Source organism: Erythrobacter longus, from assembly GCF_000715015.1.
GTDB classification, from domain to species: Bacteria; Pseudomonadota; Alphaproteobacteria; order Sphingomonadales; family Sphingomonadaceae; genus Erythrobacter; species Erythrobacter longus.
In genome coordinates, this window is record NZ_JMIW01000007.1 from 55,201 (window position 1) to 77,183 (window position 21,983).

Genomic DNA, 21,983 nt, shown 5'->3' on the forward strand with positions numbered 1-21,983 from the left:
ATCGCTTTACCTCTTAATTGCCAGACCCGGTCAACTGCACGAACACATCTTCAAGGTCCGCCTCTCTCGTGGTCACATCTTCAACTGTTAGGCCCTGTTCCTGCAAAATGCCCAGAACCTGGCCTGCATTGAGTTTGTCTTTGTCATAGGTCACCTCGACCCCGCGCTCGCCCGCCAGTTCGACCTTGCTGAACGCCTCGTGGCGTGGCGCCTGCACAAGATCATCGGCAAGGGTCACCGCAACGATTTTCTCACGCGCCATATTGATCAGGTCGGCGGTGGGTTTGTGCGCGATCAATTCACCGTGGTTGATGATCGCAATTTCATCGCACAGCTCCTCGGCTTCCTCGAGATAGTGCGTGGTCAGCACAATGGTGACGCCCTCGCGGTTCAGCTCCGTCACCAAATCCCACAATTGTCGGCGCAGTTCCACATCGACCCCGGCGGTCGGTTCATCGAGCACCAGAATAGGCGGCGAATGCACCATCGCTTTGGCCACCAGCAAGCGCCGCTTCATGCCCCCGGACAACGTGCGCGCATAGGCGTTTCGTTTGTCACCCAGTCGCACCGCTTCGAGCAATTCCTCGCTGCGGCGATCCTTTGCGCCAATGCCATAAAATCCGCCCTGGTTTTCCAGCACCTCGTAAGGGGTAAAGAACGGATCGAAGACGATTTCTTGCGGGACAATGCCGATTGCGCGGCTCGCATTGCGGCGCTGGGTGTCGATATCAAAGCCCCATATCTCGGCGCTGCCACTGGTCTTGTTAACGAGACCGGCGAGAATATTGATAAGGGTCGATTTGCCCGCACCATTGGGACCAAGAAGCCCGAAGATCGAGCCTTGGGGCACGTCAAAGCTGACGCCTTTGAGCGCCAGTTTTCCTTCTGCATCCGGCCCGCTTGCGCCTTTGGGCGGTGCATAACGTTTGGCGATATTGTCGATACGAATAGCAGGCGGTGTCATGGGGGTCAGCCATAGCCGCAAGGCACGCGGACGCAAGTGGGCAGTCGCTGCGCGGGTCCTGATTCTTCCCGAAGCTCTAAATATGAAGCGCGCGTTAAGGGTATTTGGTCAGCACCTCGACACACAAGCGGCCTAAACGCCATCATCGTGAAAACAGGGAATGACCATATACACGAGGGCTTCAACGCCCTTTCCCCGATCAAGCTATTCGCGGCGCTGTGCGCTGTGTGGCTTTTGGGAAGCCCTGCCCATGCCCAATCCACCAGCAATGTCGATACGCGCACGGTTCTTCTGGATCCGCTATCGCTGGCGAAGCTGTCGGATATGGATTTTGGCGATCTGATCGTGACGACCGGGGGCACAGTTGTTCTGTCAGCAGATCCTGTGACGACCTGCGTTACGACAGGCGGCGTGGTGCACACTCAGGAGTGCCAGCCCGCGACCTTTGCCGGATTGGGACAGCCCAACCAACGCATTCGCGTAAGGCGGCCTATCGGACGCACGATCACGTTGACCGGGCCGGGCGCTGATATGACAGTGACCGACCTCACCATTGATGGCGGGGCAACGCTCAACCGGGTGAACTCCAACCCCAACTGGGAACGCTTCAGGATCAACACCTTTGACGGCGTTTTCATCTTCCGGGTCGGAGGCACGCTCAACGTTAACGCCAACCAACAACCAGGCGTTTACACCGGGACTTTCGACATCCGGATCGACTACCAATAATCTACTGGCAATAATCTACTGGCAATAATCCGCTGGGTGAGCCTTTTGCGTCTCGTTTTTGCCAATTCCGATGCGAACGCAGTTGAATTTGCGCAAGGGGCCGATTACCCGGTCTTTCCATGAGCAACACGGCAAAAGAAATGATTCCGGAAACCATCAAGGTCGATACCCGCCGCGTCAGCTGTGACGGGGCAAGCTCTATTCGCGGCGGCAAGGATTATCGCCCGGCCGCACTTGGCCATCCGCGCGTGTATATGCAGATCGATGACAGCGGCTTTGTCGATTGTGGCTATTGCGATCGCCGCTTTGTTCTGCGCGGCGGCCCTGCTGACGACTAAGAAATTGGTTTGAAACCTAAATCGTCAGACAAAACGTCGATTATGACGGCAAAATGGCGGCATCATCCGGCTGCAAATTTCAAAGAAAATTAAGGGTCCTTGGTTAAAGCATGACCGTTAAAGCGGTTAGGCAGAAATTGATGTACCACTTGAAGAAAATGATAGCGCTTATGGGCGCGGTGCTCAGCATCTGGCTTGTGCCAGCGAGCGCTGCTGCACAACAGGCCGAGCCTTCCGATGCGCAGGCATTTTTGGTCACACCACTCAGCTTTGTGAAGCAACTCGATCTTGACTTTGGCGATATCGTTCCGGGCGATACACCGGGCGTCATCACGATGGATTCAGCCGGAAATGTCTCGGTCACCGGCGGCGTCATCCACCTTGAAGGCACCCAGCAACCAGCCCGCTTCGCCGGGTTTGGCGCCTTTCGCCAGACCGTGCTTATCAATGTCGATGCAAACTCTTACATTTTGACACGCAATGGCGGGACGGAAACCATGGTGATGGATACGCTCCTCATCGGAAGTCAGCCCCCCATCATCATCAACACCAACCCGCGCCGGTTCCGCATCATCAATCCTGATGGCTTTTTCTTCTTTACTATCGCTGGCCGCTTGCAGGTGCCTGCAAACGCTGTGCCTGGCACTTATGAAGGCGAATTTGCGGTCACTCTCGAATATGAGTGAACACCTTTAGACAGGCTCGAACACCGCAATCATTCGGCCTGCCCTCAGCCTACCTTGGTCATGCACCGTTCAGTGACACTGCTGCATGGTGTATATGAGGGTCCAAGGAGTTCATTATGATTCGGAAAATATCACCGCATTTGATCCTTTCATCCGCAATTGCCGCGCTTGCCCTGATGTGTGCGTCGCCGGTCTTTGCCGATGACGCCCCCGAAGATAACGGTAGCGAAGATAACGCCCCCGAAAATAACGGTAGCGACCAACCTTCTGAAGAGATGACCAAAGGCGAGGAAAAGCTTGCCCGTCTGCTGGAAGGACGCGTCGCAGGCGAACCGCGCGATTGCATCAACGACTTTCGCAGCACCCGCATGCAAACCATCGATGAAACCGCCTATGTTTATGGCAGGGGCAAAACGATCTACGTTCAACGCACCCGCGATCCAGGCGATATTGATCGAGATGACGTCCTCGTAATTCAGCGGTTTGGAAGCACTCAGCTGTGCCGTTTGGACTTTATCACCACGGTTGACCGTTTTAGCGGCTTTTTCACCGGCGGTGTCCAGTTCGACCAGTTCGTGCCTTACACCCGCGTCGACGAAGAACAGCTTTAATCGAGCCCCCTATGAGGGCCGTGTTCGGGTCTAATATTGGGCGAGGAGTAATGTGTTTCCGGCCCGCGACGCAGCCCTGCGACTTCATGGTTTCCCCATGAAGTAATAGGCGCACCAGCAGACCATGATCCCACCCGGATCACTCGCGCTTTTGCCAGAAACTCCCATGTCTCAGGGCTATTCTTCAGGCTCTTTGCATCCCAGACGTTCTCGGAGTTGAGGATGGATTTCGCCTGGGCCCTTACCGTTTCCACAGGCGGCATGTCGTCAAAAACATGGGGGCGCGCTTTGGCTGCGCTCTTTGTCTGATGGCGGACGTCGGATGCGTGTGCGACACTCACCCCCATTGAAGACGCGAGAGGAGCTGCGCGCGCTTTCGCCAAACCGCCCGCTTCAATCTGACCCGCAATATTGCCCAAACCCCGCGCATGCCGACCGAGAAACCAGCCAGCGGCAACCGCCACGAAAACGGATAAAAACCAAAACCCACTCAGTGCAAAGTCCGTCACAACAACGTCTCCCGTCCAGCCGTTACTGATCTCTCGCCGCGGCCAAATACACCAGCTTCTTGCGCAGCGAATCAGGAGAGCTACCTAGGCTCAGGACCTATTAACCCCTCCATCGAGGCGCCGGAATGACGAACATATCGGGCGAAAGCGCGCGCCGGGAAGGCTTTTTGCCTCTTTACTCCTTGCACAAGGCCATTTTGCTTCAAACCTCGAAGGTGGGATTAATAGGTCCTGAGCCTAGTATCGCTGCGAGGGAGCAGCCGATTGTGGATAGCAGCGGGCAGTCATCACAATTGTGAAAGAAATTGGGGCAGGCCGCAGCAGTAAAGACACGCCGCTCAGCGACGCGCCAATTACTGACCAAGGGCCTGCCCGCTCAAGCGCGCTTTGTTCGCGCGCGCAGTTTGCGGTTATGCCGCCTGCATCGCGTTCATCCGGGCAAGGATCTTTTCGGCATCGCTCATAATGCCGTCGATCAATTCTTTGCAGGTTGGAATATCGTTGATGAGGCCAGCAACCATGCCGCAGCTCCACGCGCCTTTGTCCATGTCGCCTTCCTGCATGATTGATGGGTAAACTCCTGCAACCTCTGGCAAAATGTCCTGAATGGTCAGAGCGTCGCCCAATTCCTTCTCTTTCTCCAAGAGCCGCTCTACCGCTGCATTGTTCATCACACGCTCTGTGTTGCGTAGCGGGCGCATGACAAGGCGCGTGTCCAATTCGCTTGCCTCAACGATCGCCTTTTTCACGTTTTCGTGCACCGGTGCCTCTTTGGTAGCGATAAAGCGGGTACCCATGTTCATCCCCTGCGCGCCCATCGCAAGGCTTGCCACAAGGCTTCGCCCATCGGCCATGCCCCCCGACGAAACGAATGGGATTTCAAGCTCATCAGCGGCCCGAGGCAAAAGGATGAAGTTTGGAATGTCGTCTTCGCCGGGGTGACCGCCGCACTCAAAGCCATCAACCGAAACCGCATCACAGCCGATGGATTGGGCTTTCAAAGAGTGACGCACGCTGGTGCATTTGTGGATCACCTTGATCCCTGCATCCTTAAGCGGACCGATAAGCTCAACCGGATTGCGCCCGGCGGTCTCGACCACTTTCACGCCGCCTTCGATCACGGCTTTCACAATGCCGGGATAATCAGGCGGGGTCAGCGTTGGCAGAATGGTGATGTTCACGCCAAATGGCTTGTCCGTCATATCCTTGCAGCGTGCGATTTCATTGGCGAGATCGGCGGGTGTTTTCTGCGTAAGCCCGGTGATGATGCCAAGCCCGCCCGCATTGGACACAGCCGCTGCCATTTCAGCAAATCCGACATAGTGCATGCCGCCTTGGATAATCGGGTGCTCGATGCCGAACATTTCGGTGATGGCGGTTTTCATGGTCGCATTCCTCTCATTTGGTTTCAATTTGAGATGGAACCAAGCCTAATATGACCGCGCGCGCAAGAGGGCGTTTGGTCAGTTCGCAAATCGTTTGCACCAAGGCTTTGAGCGCCGTAGCGTCAGCCGGGAGTTGCGTAGTTTTGTGCAGCTTCCCCAAGTTTGAGAGAGACACATGCCTTCACCAAATTCCCCCAGCGATCAGTCCCCTATCGACTCGCCCTTTGGCTATCGCTCGACCGCGCGCGAGGTGGTGGAGGGCATCAACCTCACGGGCAAACGCGTGTTGGTCACAGGAGGCTATTCCGGGATCGGGACCGAGACCGTACGCGCCATTGCCGGGGCTGGCGCTGATGTGATCGTAGGGGCACGGCGACCGGAGCAGGCGCAAGAGGTGCTGGCCGAGATGGACGGGTCTATCACAATCCTGCCGCTCGATCTTTCCGATCCTGCTTCGATTGATGCTTTCGCCGAAGCCGTGGCGAAGGAGTGGGCCAGCCTCGACATCCTCATCAACAACGCCGCGATCATGGCCAGCCCGCTGATGCGTGATGCGCGCGGGTTCGAGATGCAGTTTGCGACCAATCATTTGGGCCATTTTCATCTCACCGCCCGGCTTTGGCCCCTGCTTGTCGCAGCAGATAGCGCGCGGGTGGTGTGCCTGTCCTCCATCGGTCACCGCTTGAATGGCCTTGATCTTGACGATCTCAATTGGGAAGCCCGCGAATACGAGAAATGGCCCGCCTATGGGGCCGCGAAAAGCGCAAATGCACTGTTTGCGCTCCATCTGGACAAGTTGGGCGAACCCCATAGCGTGCGCGCTTTTGCGGTGCACCCCGGTGGGATCGCAACGCCGCTGCAACGCCACCTCACCATGGAGGAGCAACGCGCGATGGGTTGGTATGATGATGAAGGCAATACCCATGAGGCCTTCAAATCAACCGAAGAAGGCGCATCGACCAGTGTGTGGTGTGCCGTCTCTCCGCTGCTAGACGGGATGGGCGGCGTTTACTGCGAGAATTGCAATATCGGGGCGATGGCGGACGAAGATACGCCAGCTGGCTCAGGCGTGTATCCGCATATCCGCGATGAGGCGTTGGCAGATAAGCTCTGGCGCAAAACCGAAGAGCTTACCGGCGTGTCATTCTCAGGCTAAGCGCCGCCTCACCCCAATTACCAAGGATCAAAAATGACCTCCAACCCCCACGGTTTTACCCTCAATCACACCATGTTGCGGATCAAGGACCCGGATGCGAGCCTTGCGTTTTATTGCGGCGTCTTGGGCATGACGCTCCTTCGCAAAGTGGACGTGGAGATGGGCGAGTTTTCGCTCTATTTCCTCGGCTTTACGCAAGATGAAGACGAGGTGCCGCAAGACCCCAAAGAGGCCATGCAATATGTCTTTTCGCGCCAGGGCGTCCTCGAACTCACCCACAATTGGGGCACAGAAGAGGACGAGGGCGCGGTCTATCACGACGGCAATTCAGAGCCGCGCGGCTTTGGCCACATTGCCCTCGACGTGCCGGACTTTGACGCAGCCATCGCGCATTTTGATGCAAACAATGTCGAATACCAGAAACGCCCGGAAGACGGCGCCATGAAGCACATCGCTTTCATCAAAGACCCCGATGGTTACTGGGTCGAAATCCTCAGCGCAAAGATGATGGCGGGGCTCTGAAGCCCGAACGTCTGCCTAGCCGGCGGTTTGCGCCTTCAGGTACGCAAGAGCCCCCTCCAGCTGTTCATCGCGGCCAGCCACTATTGCGGCAATCGTTGGCTTGACCATGACATCAGGCACGATCCCGACCCGTTGAGTTGGGGTAAGGTCAGGGTAGTACACCCCGATCCCTGAAAACCGCATCCCTGCACCATCGGGCAAGGGGTAACTCGACACATTTCCATCCGCGCCAGCAGTGGTGCTGCCCACGATTGTTACACCACCAGCCCGGTAAGCCATCGCATGATACTCAGGCGAGCTTACTGTTGCAGCATTAACGATCGCGACGACTGGCACGGTTAGGCGCTGGCCATCGGGATCGGGATTGAGCGTCATTGTCTGCCCCCAGACAAACTGACCCGGCGTCGCCACGTCAGCGCGTGTGAAAACCGCAAATTCGGTGGGTTCATCAACCAGATATTGACCCAGCGCAAAGACCAGAAAATCACTCACATAACCGCGCATATCCAGCACCAGCCCTGTGCCAGCATTGGCAGCTTCAACCAGTTCAGGCAGCTGGTCACGCTTTAGCTGGTCGAACTTCACATAAGTGACCGTGTCCTCAAGCTTTTGAATTGTCTCGCCTGCGCGGCCAAAATCGGGGCTGGCGGAGGCCCCTTGCGCGGTCCAGTCAACTGCGACATCGAATGCCTCTTCCCCACGCGTGGCCGTAATCTGGCGAGTTGCGCAAACACCGCGAGCCAATGTTGCGGCCAGCATTCGCTCGCGCCACGCAGAGTTTGAGGCAGCGATCATTGCGCCGTACTCTTGCGCCAGATCCACGACTTCGACGCCATCAAGCTTTGTCACGACATCACCGGGGCGCAGCTGTTCGTGACCCTCAATGCCTCGGCCGTCGAGCACCAGCTTCCCTTCGACAAATTGCCAGCCGTGAGGTGACATACATTCACCTATCGGCGAGCCAGCCTTTCGATACGCTGCAATATTGACGTGGCCATCGTCGGACTCGGCGGCAAAGCGCAGCCGGGCACGTTGCCTGTCTTCGGGGGTTTCTGCGGTCAAGAACTCATCAAGCGCTCCCTCCAGCAAGGCGTGCGGATCGGTGTCCATCACATCGCGATAGGGGAACCAATAGCGCAGCAAATTCCACTGCCGTGCAAGCGTCAAAAGGTGCATCGCCTCATCGTCCACACGGCTGGTGTTCGAATAATCCGGCTCGTTAGAGAATAGAGGGTTGCCAATGACCGGCGCCGTTTGGACGAAGAAATTCCCTGCCGCAGCGCTGCGGTTATTGAAGACTGCCTTTACCCGAAGAGCGAGGGCTTCTGGAAGGGTTGCGATCCAGGCGTTGGTCGGCCGAACAATGGCGATCTGGTCCGCACTCGGCATGGCATCATCGGCGCAAGGGTCGCATGGCTCCCCGTAACCAATCGCATCCAGCCAGGCCGCGATCACTGCGTCAGCGTCTTCCAGAGATCCAGCGCTTGCCACTTGAGGGTAAAGCTCAAAGAAGGCCTTATCCATCGGCATGAGGCCATCGCGCGCATCGTTGTGATGGTATTTCACAAAACCCCAGACCGCGATCAGGCGCGCAATCGCTTCCGCGTTTCGAGGCTCCTGATCCGCGCTGTGCGATGTCCCGGCATCCTTAGCCAATACCGTGGCAGGAGCGACCAGAACCGCCACAGCTGCCGCCAGACTACCGGCCAGTTTCAAATGTGATTTCATCGCGTTCACTCCACCATTTCCCGCTTTGATCGGGTGAGGCTAGGCCTCGCAGATGAACCTTAGCTGTCTTGTGATTGGCCTGTCTGACAGTCACCGCGAACCGGGCATCCCTCGCCCAAGGAACAGCGCAGCGCTCGCGGTCGGCAATAAGTCTGACCCAGTTTTTTGAGCAGCAAATGGTGCTCATCCATATCCGCAGCCGACCATTCGGGCGGCACAATTGGCATCAACGCATCATAGGTTTTCGCTGTATCAGCCTTTGCGGGGACCAGCCCCATACGCTGCATAATCCGGCGGTGGTGGCCATCGATCACCATGGCTTTGCGGTCAAAACTGCTAGCGTTCATCACGCCTGCGGAGTTCTTGCGCGCAACGCCGGGGAGGGTTTCAAGCCACGCCATCGCTTCTTGCAAAGGCAGGTTGGAGAGGTGGCTGAGTGTAACGCTGCCCCGCTCGGCAATGATTGCCTGCAAGCACGCCTTCAGCCTTTTGGCCGCCACGCTGGGGAAGCTCTGGCGCTGAAGTCGATCTTCGAGCGCCTTCTCCGGCAATTCAGCCACCGCCTCCCAAGAGCCGAACTCCGCAAGAAGCCCATCAGTAGAAGCGTTGGAGGCCGCTGTCTTGGTCTGCGCACCGATCACCCCATGGACCAGCACCCACTCAGGGCTGCGGCGTTTGTTGGGTGGGCGGATAATCCGGCCAAAGCGAGCAATCAGCGCCGCCTGGCTCCGCCGCAGAATATCGGTCCGATGATCGCCGCCCAGGTCCAATTGCATGGCACCACAATGCGACGCGGGCCGGCCCTTCACAAGTCGAATTTATGGGGCATTCCACACCAGATCAGAAGGCGAGATGCTTCAAGTCTTGTTGACGCCCGGAATCTGCTTGGCGACGAACCATGAAATCGGCACCGACAGCACAAAGGCACCAATTGCGGCGAACAGGATTGGCTGCGACGTCGATTGCATATCCATTGTCAGCACGGCGATAACCGCAACTCCCATCAAAGTGGTCGCGATGACTGGAAACAAAATAGCGGCAACTTTCAACATTGTCGGTCCTTTCTATGCAAGCATTGGAAAGGCCTATGGCAAGATCAAAGCAGCCGATAATTGATCCACCTCAATTCAAACGAATTAGCCGCTTGGCCTAGCGCTCAAAGGCAATCGAGAATGTGACGGGCACCGCGGGCGTGATGGATGCAAGCCCGGCGAGCTCCTGCAATTGTGCCAATTCATCGGTGAGTTCAAACCGGCCTGCATCGATGATCACCGGCTTGTCGGTCACCGCGATAATTCGGTCGGCCCCTGCGCGCGTCACGCTGACTTCAGCCTGAAAGGGTGCCTCAACACCGGCAAGTGAGAGCGTGCCATCCAGAGTGGTGTCCGCGCTTTCGCCCACGCCCAGCGCCTCAAAAGCGGCGGGATCAATTTGGGCGGTGACCGTCGCCTTAGGGTTGTTGGCAACTACAAAGAAGATATCGCGCATACGCTCATCGCGAATGTCGACGCCCGTTGAAACCGAAGCAAGGTCAATCTCAATCGTAGCGGCGCCTTCTCCGCTTACCGAACCTGTGACCGTTTCAAAGGTATTTGCCTCGGCAATTTCGCCCGCTTTGATCGAAACATAGGAAAGCTCGGACGCGTCGGTATCGACGGTCCATTGCGTCCCCGTAACCGATGGCGCTTCGACGGGGCCTTGCGAACATGCAATGACCGCAAACGTGGCGACAACTGCGAGGCTGGCTTTCAGGTAAAAGCGGGGCATGGGATCGGTCCTTCAAGTTCTAGATTGTTGAACGCTCATTTAGCAAGTTTACGGCAATCACCAACCACTCAAGGCTGCGAGAATACTCGATTGTGCAGATTTACTCCCATTCAATCGTGCCGGGCGGCTTTGACGTATAGTCATAGACCACCCGGTTGATGCCTTGGACTTCATTGACGATGCGCGTTGCGACCCCTGTCAGGAAGCTCGCGTCAAACGGATAGACATCGGCCGTCATCCCGTCTGTGCTGGTGACCGCGCGAAGGCCGCAGACGCTGTCATAGGTGCGGCCATCGCCCATCACGCCAACCGTCTTGACCGGGAGCAACACAGCAAAGGCCTGCCAGATCGCGTCATAGAGGCCAGCTTTGCGGATCTCTTCGAGGTAGATCGCGTCGGCTTTGCGCAGGATGTCGCAGCGTTCCTTGGTAACTTCGCCCGGAATGCGGATCGCTAGTCCAGGGCCAGGGAAAGGATGGCGCCCGACAAACGCTTCGGGAAGGCCCAGTTCACGGCCCAGATCGCGCACTTCGTCTTTGAAAAGCTCGCGCAAGGGCTCGACCAATTGCATATTCATGCGCTCTGGAAGGCCGCCGACATTGTGGTGGCTCTTGATCGTAACGCTTGGCCCGCCGGTGAAGCTGACGCTTTCGATCACATCGGGATAGAGCGTGCCTTGCGCGAGGAAATCCGCGCCGCCGACTTGTCTAGCTTCTGCCTCGAACAGATCGATGAAGGCACCGCCGATAAATTTGCGCTTTTTCTCTGGATCAGTGACGCCAGCAAGGCCAGCGAGGAACGTTTCTTCTGCATCCACGGCGACCAGCGGAATGTTGTAATGGTCGCGGAAGAGCGAGACAACTTGCTCTGTTTCGTTGAGCCGCATGAGGCCGTGATCGACATAGACGCAGGTGAGCTGGTCACCGATCGCTTCATGGATCAGGACCGCTGCGACTGCTGAATCAACACCGCCCGAAAGCCCGCAGATGACGCGGCCAGAACCGACCTGTGCGCGGATTTCCTCGATCTTGGTCTTGCGGAACTCTGCCATGGTCCAATCGCCAGTGAGGCCGCAGACGTGGCGCACGAAATTGGCGAGCAGCTTGCCACCGTCGGGCGTGTGGACGACTTCGGGGTGGAACTGTGTGCCGTAGAACTTGCGTTTCTCATCTGCGATCACCGCAAATGGCGCGCCATCTGAGATTGCGACAATTTCAAATCCGGGGGCAAACTGCGTGACCTTGTCACCGTGGCTCATCCAGACCTGATGGCGCTCGCCCTCTTTCCAGAGCCCGTCGAACAGCGCGCATTCTTGGGTGACTGTCAGGTAAGCGCGGCCAAATTCGCCGCCTTCTCCCGTTTCGTGTCCCGGCCGCACTTCGCCGCCCAATTGCTGGCTCATCACCTGTTGGCCATAACAAATGCCAAGGATCGGTACGCCCGCTTCAAAGAAGCTTTGGGGTACGCGGGGACTGCCATCGTCGCACACGCTTGCCGGGCCGCCTGAAAGGATAATGCCTTTAGGGTTCAAGCGGCGAAATGCCTCTTCGGCCATGGTGAAGGGTGCGATTTCGGAATAAACGCCCGCCTCGCGCACACGGCGCGCGATAAGCTGGGTCACCTGGCTGCCGAAATCGACGATGAGGATCGAATCTGGGAGATGCTCTTTTTCCATGCGCGCACCCGTTACGGCAGCGCAGCGCTCACTGTCCAGCGCACTATAGGTGCAATACCAATCCTATTGCGTAAATAGGGGCCACAACCCCGCCGATGTCGCCGGATCTGAGCACCAAGGGAATGGTGAGAATTTCGAAACAACCTCAGGCGCTTACAAGAGCGCGCAAAAACTTGCTGCACTGCGGTAGATTTCAGAAATGAATGCGAGGAGTGGCGTTTTTCTGAGGAGAAAATTTGCTGCATCGCAGCGTAAGCCCATTGCAAGCGCCCCAGACTAGTTGCATATTTTGCATCTTATCTACAGGTTTTAGCATTTGAGTTTCGTGCAATCGAACGCCAGATAGGGCCCAACGCCGCGCCGCCAGCCCCCTCTCTCCAAGCTGGCCCGGCGCAAACGATGGGTCGTCAAGTTTCCCCGACCTCGACCCATCTAAACTGCCTGCCGCAAGTCGGTAGCCTTTATGAGAGTGGTTTGTGACGGGCCCGGTGACTTCCAGCACCTTGCCACAAAACGTCCAAATCCCTCAGCAGCGTTCCCCTACGCTGTGGCTGCCGCCCCGCTGATTGGCTCTGACCTGGTGGCGCTTTTTATAGCGCCGGGATCGCAGGTCCGATGTTCGACACGGTAAGCGCTTAGCGGCTAGCGCAGCTAGCGAGACGCGGCCACCACTCTCCCTCCCTCCCAATGGTGGCCGCGTCTCAAAACTGTCGGGGACACCCCCTCTCCCGGAGCGCTGTATTCGATCGGGCTGTGACCGAGAAAATCTATCACACTGTATAGGTATTTGCGCAGGGGGCGGTGTTACATTGTTTCTTACCACGCACTATATATTGCGCATTGGCGGAACCCCTCCCTCTCCAACCTCCGTCATAGGAAATGAAAATGCGTAGCTTTGCTCAAAACGCGTTCGCAATGGTTGTCGCTCTCGCCGTAAGCGGTGCGACATTCAGTGCGCTTATCGTGTAAATGCTAAAAACCGGGTCGCTTCGCTTTGATGCGAGCGGCCCGGTGATTGGCAAAAGCTAGCTGTCCGCCAATGCCGCCTTTGCGGCTGCCATTTCCCTCAGCTCAGTTTTCAAGAGCTTGCCAATATGACTGCGCGGCATTTCATCAATCGCGTGCAGCGCTGAGAGGCGTTGCGTCTTGCCAAGCCTCGCGTTCACGCTGGCCAGAATTGCATCCACATCGCGCGGCTCATTGCCCAATACGACAAAGCCCACCGGCGTTTCCCCCCATGCCCTTGATGCGATGCCGACAACCGCCGCTTCGACAACGTCATCTTCATGCTCAAGCTGCGTCTCGAGATCGGTTGGATAGATGTTGAAGCCGCCCGAAATGATCATGTCCTTGGCGCGGCCAACCAGTTCAACAAAGCCATCTTCGTCAACCCGGCCAATGTCCCCCATGCGCATCCAGACGCCGCCCTGTGCATCGACATATTGCGCTTCGTTGGTTTTGTCCGGGCGGTTTTTATAGCCGCTCATCATGGTTTGAGAGCGGCCGATGAGATTGCCCGGCGTGCCCGCTGGCACCTCCTTGTCTTCGTCATCAAGCACCCGCATCTCGCTGCCCGGTGCGGGCCTGCCAACAGTATGAAGCTTGTCGGGGAATTCATGCGCTGGAAGAAGGCACACAACGCCGCCCTCGGTCATGGAGTATATCTCAACAAGACCGCCCGGCATCCGATCCAGCACCTCGCGCTTGAGCTCCGGTGAAAAGGGTGCAGACGTGCAGTATTTGAGGATGAGCGATGACAAATCGTGTTCGTCAAAGGCGGGATAATCCATCAACCGCTGATACTGTACCGGCACCAGCATGGTGAGCGTCGTACGATCGCTTTGCGCATGCCCCAGCCATTGCCCGCAATCAAACTTGCCCATGACCCGCATCGTGCCTCCCGCCAGAAGCGCTGGCAGAAAACCCACCATTGTGGTGTTGGAATAAAGCGGGGTCGAGGCGAGCGTTCTTACCGGGAACCCTGCCTCCAGATAAGAGAGCGCAGTCGAGGCAAATTGCAGCCAGCGCATCTGGTGCGAATGGACGATCCCCTTGGGGATTCCGGTCGTGCCAGAGGAATAGATGATGTTGAACGGGTCGCCGGGGGCAGGCTCAAAATCGGGCGCGCGGCTTCCGGGAGGCGCCATCCAGCTATCAATATCCTCCAAAGGCACCCGGATCAGTTCTGACATGAAATCAGGGCCAAGCTCTGCCGCTTTGCCTGCATCGATGAACAGGTGGCGTGCGCCTGAATCCCTGGCCATCCCCTCAAGCTGCTCGGGCGAAGCGCTGGTCGTAAGCGGCGCCGCAACCCCGCCCGCACGAACGGCGGCGAGGAATACGAGCGCATAGTTGACCGTACTTGTGCCAAGGATAGCAACCGATTGCCCCCGCGTTAGGCCCGTTTCGATCATGCGCGCAGCAAGGCGTTCAACCTCGCCAATCAGCTCTGCCCAAGCGACATCGCGCACGTCGTCGACCATCGCAATGGCGTCTGGCTGAATTTGCGACCATTTGCGCAAGACCTCCGGGAAGGAGCCAAATGGCCGGGCGAGTTCGGCCTTCATGGCCTCTTTTGCATCATTTGCGATCATGGCGCTGAACCATACGGTTCATGGGCTTATCGACAAGAGGCGAAACGACACAAATCGCTCTGGTGGCCATTTCTTTACCCCTTTGGCACAAGTGTGCTGGGAATAAGGGCGCGTGACGGGCGTTCGGGCAAAAGGGAAGAACAATGGCCGCGGCATATTCACATTTCAGAGTAGAACTCCCATTCGCGCTGGCAATGGGTTGCCTTGCGACCTTGGCTGCTCCCGCGCTTGCCCAAACCGCAGGCCCACAGCCCCAGGAAGAAACGCTGGAGGATGGTCAGGTTGTCACCCGCATTACGCCGGGACAAAGGCCCAAGGCCATACCCCTTGCGCCGCGCGCAAGCGATGCAAAGCGTGATGATGCAGGACCCAATAACCCGATCATCCCGGAAGTGGCATCGGTGCTCGCCATTCTTGCGCATCCCGATGATGAGCTGATCATGGCACCCGTTCTTGCTCGCATTGCCCGCGAGAAAGGCGAGGTGACGCTCGTCTTTGCGACCAGCGGCGATGCGGGGCCCGGCAATAGCGGCTTGGAACCAGGCGCTAAATTGGCCACTTTGCGCGAGAACGAGGCGCGCTGCTCAGCCTTTGCTCTGGGCATTGAGGAACCGATTTTCTGGCGATTTGGCGATGGGACGCTTGCAGGCGAGGCGCGCAACACGCAAAGCCAGATGCGCGATATGAGCGAGCGGATTGCGGGGCTTATCGCTCTCCAAAAACCCAATGTCATTATGACATGGGGCCCTGATGGCGGCTATGGCCATGCTGACCACCGGATCACCAGCAATGCGGTTACGCAAGTGGTGCAAGCCATGGGCCCAGAGCGTCCCGACCTTTTATACGCCGCCTTTCCCGCAGCCAGCGATCCCGAGGAAGGTGAGCTCGCCGGCTTTGACGGGTGGGCGCGGCTTCATCCCTCTTTGGTGACAAACAGCATCAGTTACGAATTGCCCGATCTTGATGCGACCATTGCAGCCGTGGATTGCTATGAAAGTCAGTTTGCAGCGGCCCCGCGCCGGGTGCTCGCAGGGACATTGCACGAGCGGATCTGGCGCGGACAAGTCCCATTTCGCCTCGCCTTTCCACGCGAGCGTTGAGAACAGCATCCACCCCATAGTGCAGGGCGGTGGAAAAGCTTCACTATGGGCCCTCCACAGCTTGGGTTTCCTGACCAGAGCGCCTATATATTGGGGATGGAAGAGAACTCATCAAACGCGCCACAAAATTCGCCCCAGAGCCCGAGCAAGCCTGAAAAGCAGCAGGGTGAATATGGCGCCGATTCTATCAAGGTCCTCAAGGGCTTGGACGCCGTGCGCAAACGGCCCGGCATGTATATTGGCGATACCGATGATGGCTCTGGCCTCCACCACATGGTGTTCGAGGTTTCAGACAACGCAATCGACGAGGCGCTCGCGGGGCACTGTGACCTTGTTCTGATCGAATTGAACCCCGATGGCAGCGTCTCTGTCGAAGACAATGGCCGCGGCATCCCTGTGGGGATGCACAAGGAAGAAGGCGTGTCCGCCGCCGAAGTCATCATGACCCAGCTGCACGCGGGCGGTAAGTTTGAAAACACCTCCGATGACAACGCCTACAAGGTTTCTGGCGGCCTGCACGGCGTGGGCGTGTCGGTGGTGAACGCGCTGTCCGAATGGCTGGAGCTGATGATCTGGCGCGACGGCAAAGAACACTGGATGCGTTTTGAGCACGGCGATGCGGTGAACAGCCTTGAGATCAAGGGCGATGCGCCAAAGGTTGATCAAAACCCGGACGATAATGGCTTTAAAAAAGGCACGCGGGTCACCTTCCACCACTCAAATGACACGTTCAAAAACGTGACCGAATACGATTTTGACAAGCTTGAGCACCGCTACCGCGAGCTTGCTTTCCTCAATTCCGGTGTCCGCATTCTCCTGCGCGATCTGCGTCACGAAGAGCCTCTTGAGCACGACCTTTATTACGAGGGCGGGATTGCAGCCTTCGTGAAATACCTCGACCGAAACAAGGAGGCTCTCATTCCTGAGCCGATCTCGGTCTCGGCGGAAAAGGAAGGTATCGGCATCGATGTCGCTCTGGAATGGAACGACAGCTATTACGAAAACGTCCTGTGCTTCACGAACAACATTCCTCAGCGCGACGGTGGCACGCATTTGGCAGCCTTCCGCGCAGCGCTGACCAGCACGCTCAACAATTATGCTGAACGCTCCGGGATGCTGAGCAAAGCCAAAGTCTCGCTTTCGGGTGAAGACATGCGCGAAGGATTGACCGCGATTGTCAGCGTGAAGCTGCCCGATCCCAAATTCTCCTCGCAAACCAAGGACAAATTGGTTTCTTCCGAGGTACGCCAACCGCTCCAATCGCTGATGGGCGAGAAGATGAACGAGTGGCTGGAAGAAAACCCCAATGAAGCCAAATCGATCGTTCAGAAGATCATCGATGCGGCCGCTGCTCGTGAGGCCGCGAAACGCGCGCGCGAAATGAGCCGTAAAGGTGCCATGAGCGTTGCCTCGCTGCCCGGCAAACTTTCCGATTGCCGCGAACGCGACGCGACCAAGGCCGAAATCTTCCTCGTCGAGGGTGATTCGGCTGGTGGTTCAGCCAAAGGCGGGCGCGACAGCCAGTATCAGGCGATCCTGCCGCTTAAAGGTAAGATCCTGAACGTGGAACGCGCGCGCTTTGACCGGATCATTTCTTCCAAAGAAGTCGGCACGCTGATCCAGGCGATGGGCACCGGTATTCGCGATGAATTCGACCTTGAAAAACTGCGCTATCACAAGATCGTGATCATGACCGACGCTGACGTCGACGGGGCGCACATTCGCACGCTTTTGCTCACCTTCTTCCATCGCCAGATGCCGGAGATCGTGAAAGCCGGGCACCTTTTCATCGCTCAACCACCTTTGTTCAAAGTCGCCAAGGGCAAGAGCGAGGTGTACGTCAAAGACGAAGGCGCGCTTGACCGTTATCTCGTGGATGCAGGCCTTCAAGGGCGCATTCTCGAAACATCAGGCGGTGCTCGCTCAGGCGAAGACTTGCGCACTCTTGTCGACGGGGCACTGCGCCTAAAAAACATGATCGCATTTGTGCCACGCCGCTATAACAGCGAAATTATCGAGCAAATGGCGCTTTCGGGCGCGCTGAAGCCAGGGCTTGGCGATACAGAGCGGCTGAAAGCGCTTGAGTTGACCGCTGAAAGGCTTGAGGCAGGCGACCAGGACGCGCGTTGGTCCGTGCGCATGCTCGAAAACGGCGCTGTTCAATTCTCGCGTCTGTGGCGCGGCGTTACCGATGTCCACGAGATTGAAGGCCGCTTCCTTATCAGCACGGAAGGCCAAAAGCTTCACTCCATCGCCGCTGATCAGGCAGAAACCTACAACCAGGCGGTGCGTCTGGTAAAAGCAGGCGATGCGGGCGAGGCAGAGCCGGAGACATCTTCAGATGAAGACGAAGACGATGCGGGCGATGAACCCGTTATCTTGGCCGAAGATGCGATCTCGCTCCCAAGCCAGCTGCTTGCCGCAGTCATGGCGGCAGGGCGCAAGGGCCTCTCGATCAGCCGCTATAAGGGCCTTGGCGAGATGAACCCGGAACAGCTCTGGGAAACCACGCTCGACCCGGAAAACCGTGTGCTTTTGCAGGTAAAGGTCGAGGATGCCGATGTGACGGATGAGATCTTCACCCGCCTTATGGGCGATGTGGTCGAACCGCGCCGTGAGTTTATTCAGGACAATGCGCTCAGCGTCGCCAATCTCGACGTGTAATCAATAGCGCTTGTCGCTTGAAAGCTACGTGGGGCCTCACTTTTAAAGAGACCCTCGTGGTTAGCTCTTGATGTTTGGGGCATTTGCACCGACATCAACTGGACTATGTCCGAAGCTGAACCCAACGATACGACCGCGCTTGAACACTGGAGCTTTTTGCTCATTCTCGCGGCGGTTTCTATTCTTTTGGTATGGGTCTCATGGCCCTTTGTTGGCCCGCTTATGTGGGCAACCTTGGCTGCGATCATGTTTCAGCCACTCTACAGGTGGACACTCATTAAAACGCGCGGGCGCCGCAATCCAGCAGCGGCCCTGTCGCTTTTGATCATATTCGTCGCGGTCCTGCTCCCGGCGTTATGGCTCGGGTCAATGGTCGCCAATGAAGCGATCAAGCTTGTGAACGCATTTCAGGAAGAGCCGATCGATATCGTCGCATGGGTGAATGAAACCTACGCGATGCTGCCTGCGGACATGAAAAAGTTTGCCGCCGAAAACGGCTTTGCCAACTTCTCCGCGATACAGGATCGGCTCCAGGGCGTCCTTGGGGAAAGCGCAGGTATGATCGCACAGCAGGCTCTTTCCATCGGCAGCGGCGCTTTGGGCTTCGTGTTGAGCTTTGGCATCGGGCTCTACGTGCTCTTTTTCCTCCTTCGCGATGGGTCACGCATCGGGGAAACCATCCTTCATTCCGCGCCCATCGACCGGGCAATTGCTGACCGCTTGTCAGACCGGTTCCTCGGCGTTGTACGGGCTGTCATCAAAGGGTCAGGCGTCGTTGGAATTATCCAGGGCACGATCGGAGGCATCGTCCTTGCCATTGCGGGTGTGCCATCCGCTTTGTTGCTCGGCGTCCTTATGGCAATTCTCGCGCTGATCCCGGCAGTGGGCACCGCCCTTGTCTGGGCGCCTGCAGGAGTGTGGCTCATCCTTGCTGGTCAGGTTTGGCAGGGCGTCTTTGTGCTGGGCGCAGGTTTCATCATCATCTCCAGCGTCGACAATGTGCTGCGCCCGATCCTTGTAGGACGAGACACCGGCATTCCTGACTGGATCGTGCTGGTGACCACCCTTGGCGGTATTTCGCTTGCAGGCTTTTCCGGCATTGTTCTGGGGCCGCTTGTCGCGGGAATGTTCCTTGCCAGCTGGTCCATTTTTCAGGAACAACGCGCCGAGGACGAAGAGGCTGCAGCCCGCTACCGGATGCGCGTTGGCCCCGATGGCAAGGCGCGCAGCGATGAAGAGTTGGACGCACTAGAGCGATTGTCAGACGAAGGCCCTACGCACACTGCTGCGATGCAGGAGGGTTAGGCCATGCGCTCAATGGTGGAACCGGGAAGTCAGGCCGAAGAAGTCGGACGCCTGATCTTGGCCGCGTTCATCGTAATGGCTCTACCCTCGCTGCCGTTTGGCAATTACCTCGTTTATCCGTTTGTCATCCTCACCACCTGGTTTCACGAAATGGGACACGGCCTCACCGCGCTCGCATTGGGGCAAAGCTTTGACAGCCTGCTGATTTACTCCAATGGCTCTGGCCTTGCGCAAAGCCGGGTGGCGACGGACGCATCGCCATTATTGCGGGCGGCAATTGCAGCAGGCGGGCCGCTTGCTCCCACCTTTGTTGGCGCAGGATTGATTGTCGCAAGCGCGCATTCCAAGCTGTGGCGCCCGGTTCTTTGGGGCACATCTGCCGCGATCTTTGCCTCTGTAATCCTCTACGTTCGTTCAAGCGTAGGGGTCGCAGTGCTACCACTGATCGCTGCGATGTTGGCACTGATCGCATGGAAAGCGTCACCTGGCATCAACCGCTTCACCCTGCAATTCCTCGGCGTCTTGGGCGCGATGAGCATGTTTAGCGACTACCGCTATTTCTTTGCGGAAAGCGTGGAGATTGGCGGGCAGACGATCCTGTCTGACACCGGCCAGATCGAGGCGGCTTTATGGCTTCCGCATTGGGTGTGGGCTGCGGTTATCCTGCTCACATCAGGCGGCATGGTCGGCGCAAGCCTCAAATATGCGTTGAATGATGAGCGTAGGCTCAAAAACGAGCGTAAACTGCCCGCCAATGTGCTGCAGTTTAAACGGCGTTCGGACCACGACAGATAATCATATCGAGGCGGCTATTGGCCTTAAGAAGTGGCAACCCGAATGGTGTTCAAGCCCTTCGCCTCGTCGCCTGCTTCTTTTGAAAGACCGATGAAGATCGTATCAACAATCCGCGCGAGCTTTTCCTCATTGAGCTTATCGCCGAGGTAAATGAGAGCATCGGGGATCGTGTAATTGGCCAGCATCTGATTGATGAGCGACAATGTCTCATCAATTTCCAGCCCTGCAAAATATCCTTCGGCCTGCGCCTGGACGATAATCTCGCACAAATAGTGGTCGGCCAAATCGACATAAGAGCGCACCCGTTCAAAATTGGCCGCACCCATCTCACAAATCATGGTGAAGTTATGCGGGTCTGCGCGCCAGCGATCTCGCGAAATCACAAAGCGTTTACGGAAGAATTCGTACATCTTGCGGATGGGTGGAAGATCAGCGTCGAGCACCTTTTCCATGACTTCCATATGCGGCGCGAGCCAAATGCCAGCGACCGCATCGAACAGATCGTCGTAGTCTGCAAAAACCCATTCAAACCGGCTGCGCGAAAGCCCGCTTTCGGTTTGCGCAGTGGCAAAGGATATCTCGCTCCCGCGCTCTTTGACAAGGTCGATGACCATAGTCGCGATGCGCTTGCGTTCTTTCTTACGGGTTTCTTCGCTCAAAGGCATGGCTTGCGGGGGCCCTCCTGATTTCAGGGTTACATAGGAGCGCAGGGCCAAGGCTTAAAGGCATTTCGTCACAAAAACGGTGCGACGCAAAATCGCATTCGATCCGTGACGCGAACATAAGGGGCGTAGAAATCTCGTTCCTAAAACTCGTTCTTGCCCGCGATGATGTCTTTTGCCTGTTGCTCCAGCACTTTGTACCGTTCGAGATCGGGTATTTTGGAGCGGAACCATTCCGCGATCTTCAAAAGATCCTCGCCATAGTTGCCTGTTGGCATCATGGGCTGGCTAAATCCGATGGTGCGTTTGTCATTGTCAGCATAGGCCAGAACGATGGGTACGCCTGCTGCCTTGGCGATATTGTAAAAGCCCGATTTCCACTTGCCGTCAGACTTGCGAGTGCCCTCGCAGGCGATCACGAGGTTAAGCTCATCGCGCGCGTCGTATTCGTCTTTCAATTGCTGGATCGTGCCGCCCGCTTTGCTTCGATCCACACCGATACCGCCCATGTCGAGCATGAAATTGCGCATCATTCCATTGAAAAGTGTGTGTTTACCCATGAAGTTGGGCTGCACTTTCTCTTCCTTGGTCGCGCCTGCGAAAAACACGAAATCCCAGTTGGACGTGTGCGGCGCGCCCGCGATGACGCATTTCTTCACCTCGGTGGGAAAGCGCTCGACGATGCGCCAGCCTTTGAGCCAGTAGATAAACAGAATGATCCGGTTCACGATCCGCGACAGCAGACCGACATTACGGGTTTCGTTGTGTTTCAAAGCGTTCTCTCTCGTCCCTT

General features: G+C 57.1%; 20 protein-coding genes. 10 read left to right on the forward strand and 10 right to left on the reverse strand.

Going from position 1 to position 21,983, the window contains the following annotated elements:
• Positions 1 to 13 precede the first annotated feature (13 nt).
• Positions 14 to 964 carry an ABC transporter ATP-binding protein gene (locus EH31_RS14145; RefSeq protein WP_034961508.1) on the reverse strand — a complete coding sequence of 317 codons (951 nt, stop codon included), beginning with the start codon at positions 962 to 964 and terminating at the stop codon, positions 14 to 16.
• 147 nt (positions 965 to 1,111) lie between these two features.
• Here EH31_RS14145 and EH31_RS14150 point away from each other — a divergent pair, with 147 nt between their 5' ends.
• From EH31_RS14150 to EH31_RS14165, 4 genes are all read left to right on the forward strand, one after another.
• Complete coding sequence (locus EH31_RS14150; RefSeq protein WP_051699298.1) at positions 1,112 to 1,693, forward strand: DUF4402 domain-containing protein; 582 nt, start codon at positions 1,112 to 1,114, stop codon at positions 1,691 to 1,693.
• 140 nt (positions 1,694 to 1,833) lie between these two features.
• Positions 1,834 to 2,031 carry a zinc-finger domain-containing protein gene (locus tag EH31_RS14155; RefSeq protein ID WP_034961835.1) on the forward strand — a complete coding sequence of 66 codons (198 nt, stop codon included), beginning with the start codon at positions 1,834 to 1,836 and terminating at the stop codon, positions 2,029 to 2,031.
• Between the two features lie 158 nt (positions 2,032 to 2,189).
• Positions 2,190 to 2,717: a DUF4402 domain-containing protein gene (locus EH31_RS14160; protein ID WP_241765950.1), complete on the forward strand. Its 528-nt coding sequence runs from the start codon at positions 2,190 to 2,192 to the stop codon at positions 2,715 to 2,717.
• A gap of 116 nt (positions 2,718 to 2,833) precedes the next feature.
• The gene (locus tag EH31_RS14165) at positions 2,834 to 3,328 is read left to right on the forward strand and encodes a hypothetical protein (protein ID WP_034961513.1); all 495 of its coding nucleotides are present in this window, start codon (positions 2,834 to 2,836) and stop codon (positions 3,326 to 3,328) included.
• Positions 3,329 to 4,247: 919 nt separating this feature from the next.
• Here the strand turns inward: EH31_RS14165 and EH31_RS14175 are convergent.
• Positions 4,248 to 5,222 carry an NAD(P)H-dependent flavin oxidoreductase gene (locus tag EH31_RS14175; RefSeq protein ID WP_034961518.1) on the reverse strand — a complete coding sequence of 325 codons (975 nt, stop codon included), beginning with the start codon at positions 5,220 to 5,222 and terminating at the stop codon, positions 4,248 to 4,250.
• 175 nt (positions 5,223 to 5,397) lie between these two features.
• Between EH31_RS14175 and EH31_RS14180 the strand changes: the two genes are divergently transcribed.
• Together EH31_RS14180 and gloA are read left to right on the forward strand one after the other, a co-directional pair.
• Entirely contained in the window at positions 5,398 to 6,378 is a 981-nt protein-coding gene (locus EH31_RS14180) for an oxidoreductase (RefSeq protein ID WP_034961519.1), read from the forward strand.
• Positions 6,379 to 6,411: 33 nt separating this feature from the next.
• Positions 6,412 to 6,900, forward strand: coding sequence for a lactoylglutathione lyase (gloA, locus tag EH31_RS14185; RefSeq protein WP_051699299.1), 489 nt, complete (start codon positions 6,412 to 6,414; stop codon positions 6,898 to 6,900).
• Between the two features lie 15 nt (positions 6,901 to 6,915).
• Here the strand turns inward: gloA and EH31_RS14190 are convergent, their stop codons facing one another.
• The 6 genes from EH31_RS14190 to EH31_RS14215 all read right to left on the reverse strand — a co-directional run bounded on the left by EH31_RS14190 (position 6,916) and on the right by EH31_RS14215 (position 14,664).
• Entirely contained in the window at positions 6,916 to 8,628 is a 1,713-nt protein-coding gene (locus EH31_RS14190; protein WP_034961521.1) for a S41 family peptidase, read from the reverse strand.
• 59 nt (positions 8,629 to 8,687) lie between these two features.
• A complete protein-coding gene (locus EH31_RS14195) occupies positions 8,688 to 9,404 on the reverse strand; it encodes an endonuclease III domain-containing protein (protein WP_034961523.1) in 717 nt (238 codons plus the stop codon).
• 81 nt (positions 9,405 to 9,485) lie between these two features.
• Positions 9,486 to 9,680 carry a hypothetical protein gene (locus EH31_RS17745; protein WP_081853430.1) on the reverse strand — a complete coding sequence of 65 codons (195 nt, stop codon included), beginning with the start codon at positions 9,678 to 9,680 and terminating at the stop codon, positions 9,486 to 9,488.
• Positions 9,681 to 9,777: 97 nt separating this feature from the next.
• A complete protein-coding gene (locus EH31_RS14205) occupies positions 9,778 to 10,395 on the reverse strand; it encodes a YceI family protein (RefSeq protein ID WP_034961528.1) in 618 nt (205 codons plus the stop codon).
• Between the two features lie 100 nt (positions 10,396 to 10,495).
• A complete protein-coding gene (guaA, locus tag EH31_RS14210; protein WP_034961530.1) occupies positions 10,496 to 12,070 on the reverse strand; it encodes a glutamine-hydrolyzing GMP synthase in 1,575 nt (524 codons plus the stop codon).
• Positions 12,071 to 13,095: 1,025 nt separating this feature from the next.
• Positions 13,096 to 14,664, reverse strand: a complete 1,569-nt coding sequence (locus tag EH31_RS14215; RefSeq protein WP_241765942.1) for a class I adenylate-forming enzyme family protein — start codon at positions 14,662 to 14,664, stop codon at positions 13,096 to 13,098.
• A 143-nt stretch (positions 14,665 to 14,807) separates the two neighbouring features.
• Here EH31_RS14215 and EH31_RS14220 point away from each other — a divergent pair, with 143 nt between their 5' ends.
• From EH31_RS14220 to EH31_RS14235, 4 genes are all read left to right on the forward strand, one after another.
• Positions 14,808 to 15,764, forward strand: coding sequence for a PIG-L family deacetylase (locus EH31_RS14220; RefSeq protein ID WP_034961531.1), 957 nt, complete (start codon positions 14,808 to 14,810; stop codon positions 15,762 to 15,764).
• Positions 15,765 to 15,860: 96 nt separating this feature from the next.
• Entirely contained in the window at positions 15,861 to 18,428 is a 2,568-nt protein-coding gene (gene gyrB, locus EH31_RS14225; protein ID WP_034961534.1) for a DNA topoisomerase (ATP-hydrolyzing) subunit B, read from the forward strand.
• A 105-nt stretch (positions 18,429 to 18,533) separates the two neighbouring features.
• Entirely contained in the window at positions 18,534 to 19,733 is a 1,200-nt protein-coding gene (locus EH31_RS14230; RefSeq protein ID WP_081853431.1) for an AI-2E family transporter, read from the forward strand.
• A 3-nt stretch (positions 19,734 to 19,736) separates the two neighbouring features.
• Positions 19,737 to 20,528, forward strand: a complete 792-nt coding sequence (locus tag EH31_RS14235; RefSeq protein WP_034961536.1) for a M50 family metallopeptidase — start codon at positions 19,737 to 19,739, stop codon at positions 20,526 to 20,528.
• Positions 20,529 to 20,551: 23 nt separating this feature from the next.
• On the opposite strand, the gene EH31_RS14240 is transcribed toward EH31_RS14235, so the two are convergent.
• Positions 20,552 to 21,193 carry a TetR/AcrR family transcriptional regulator gene (locus EH31_RS14240; RefSeq protein ID WP_034961844.1) on the reverse strand — a complete coding sequence of 214 codons (642 nt, stop codon included), beginning with the start codon at positions 21,191 to 21,193 and terminating at the stop codon, positions 20,552 to 20,554.
• 140 nt (positions 21,194 to 21,333) lie between these two features.
• The gene (locus EH31_RS14245; protein ID WP_034961538.1) at positions 21,334 to 21,963 is read right to left on the reverse strand and encodes a lysophospholipid acyltransferase family protein; all 630 of its coding nucleotides are present in this window, start codon (positions 21,961 to 21,963) and stop codon (positions 21,334 to 21,336) included.
• Between the last annotated feature and the right edge of the window lie 20 nt (positions 21,964 to 21,983).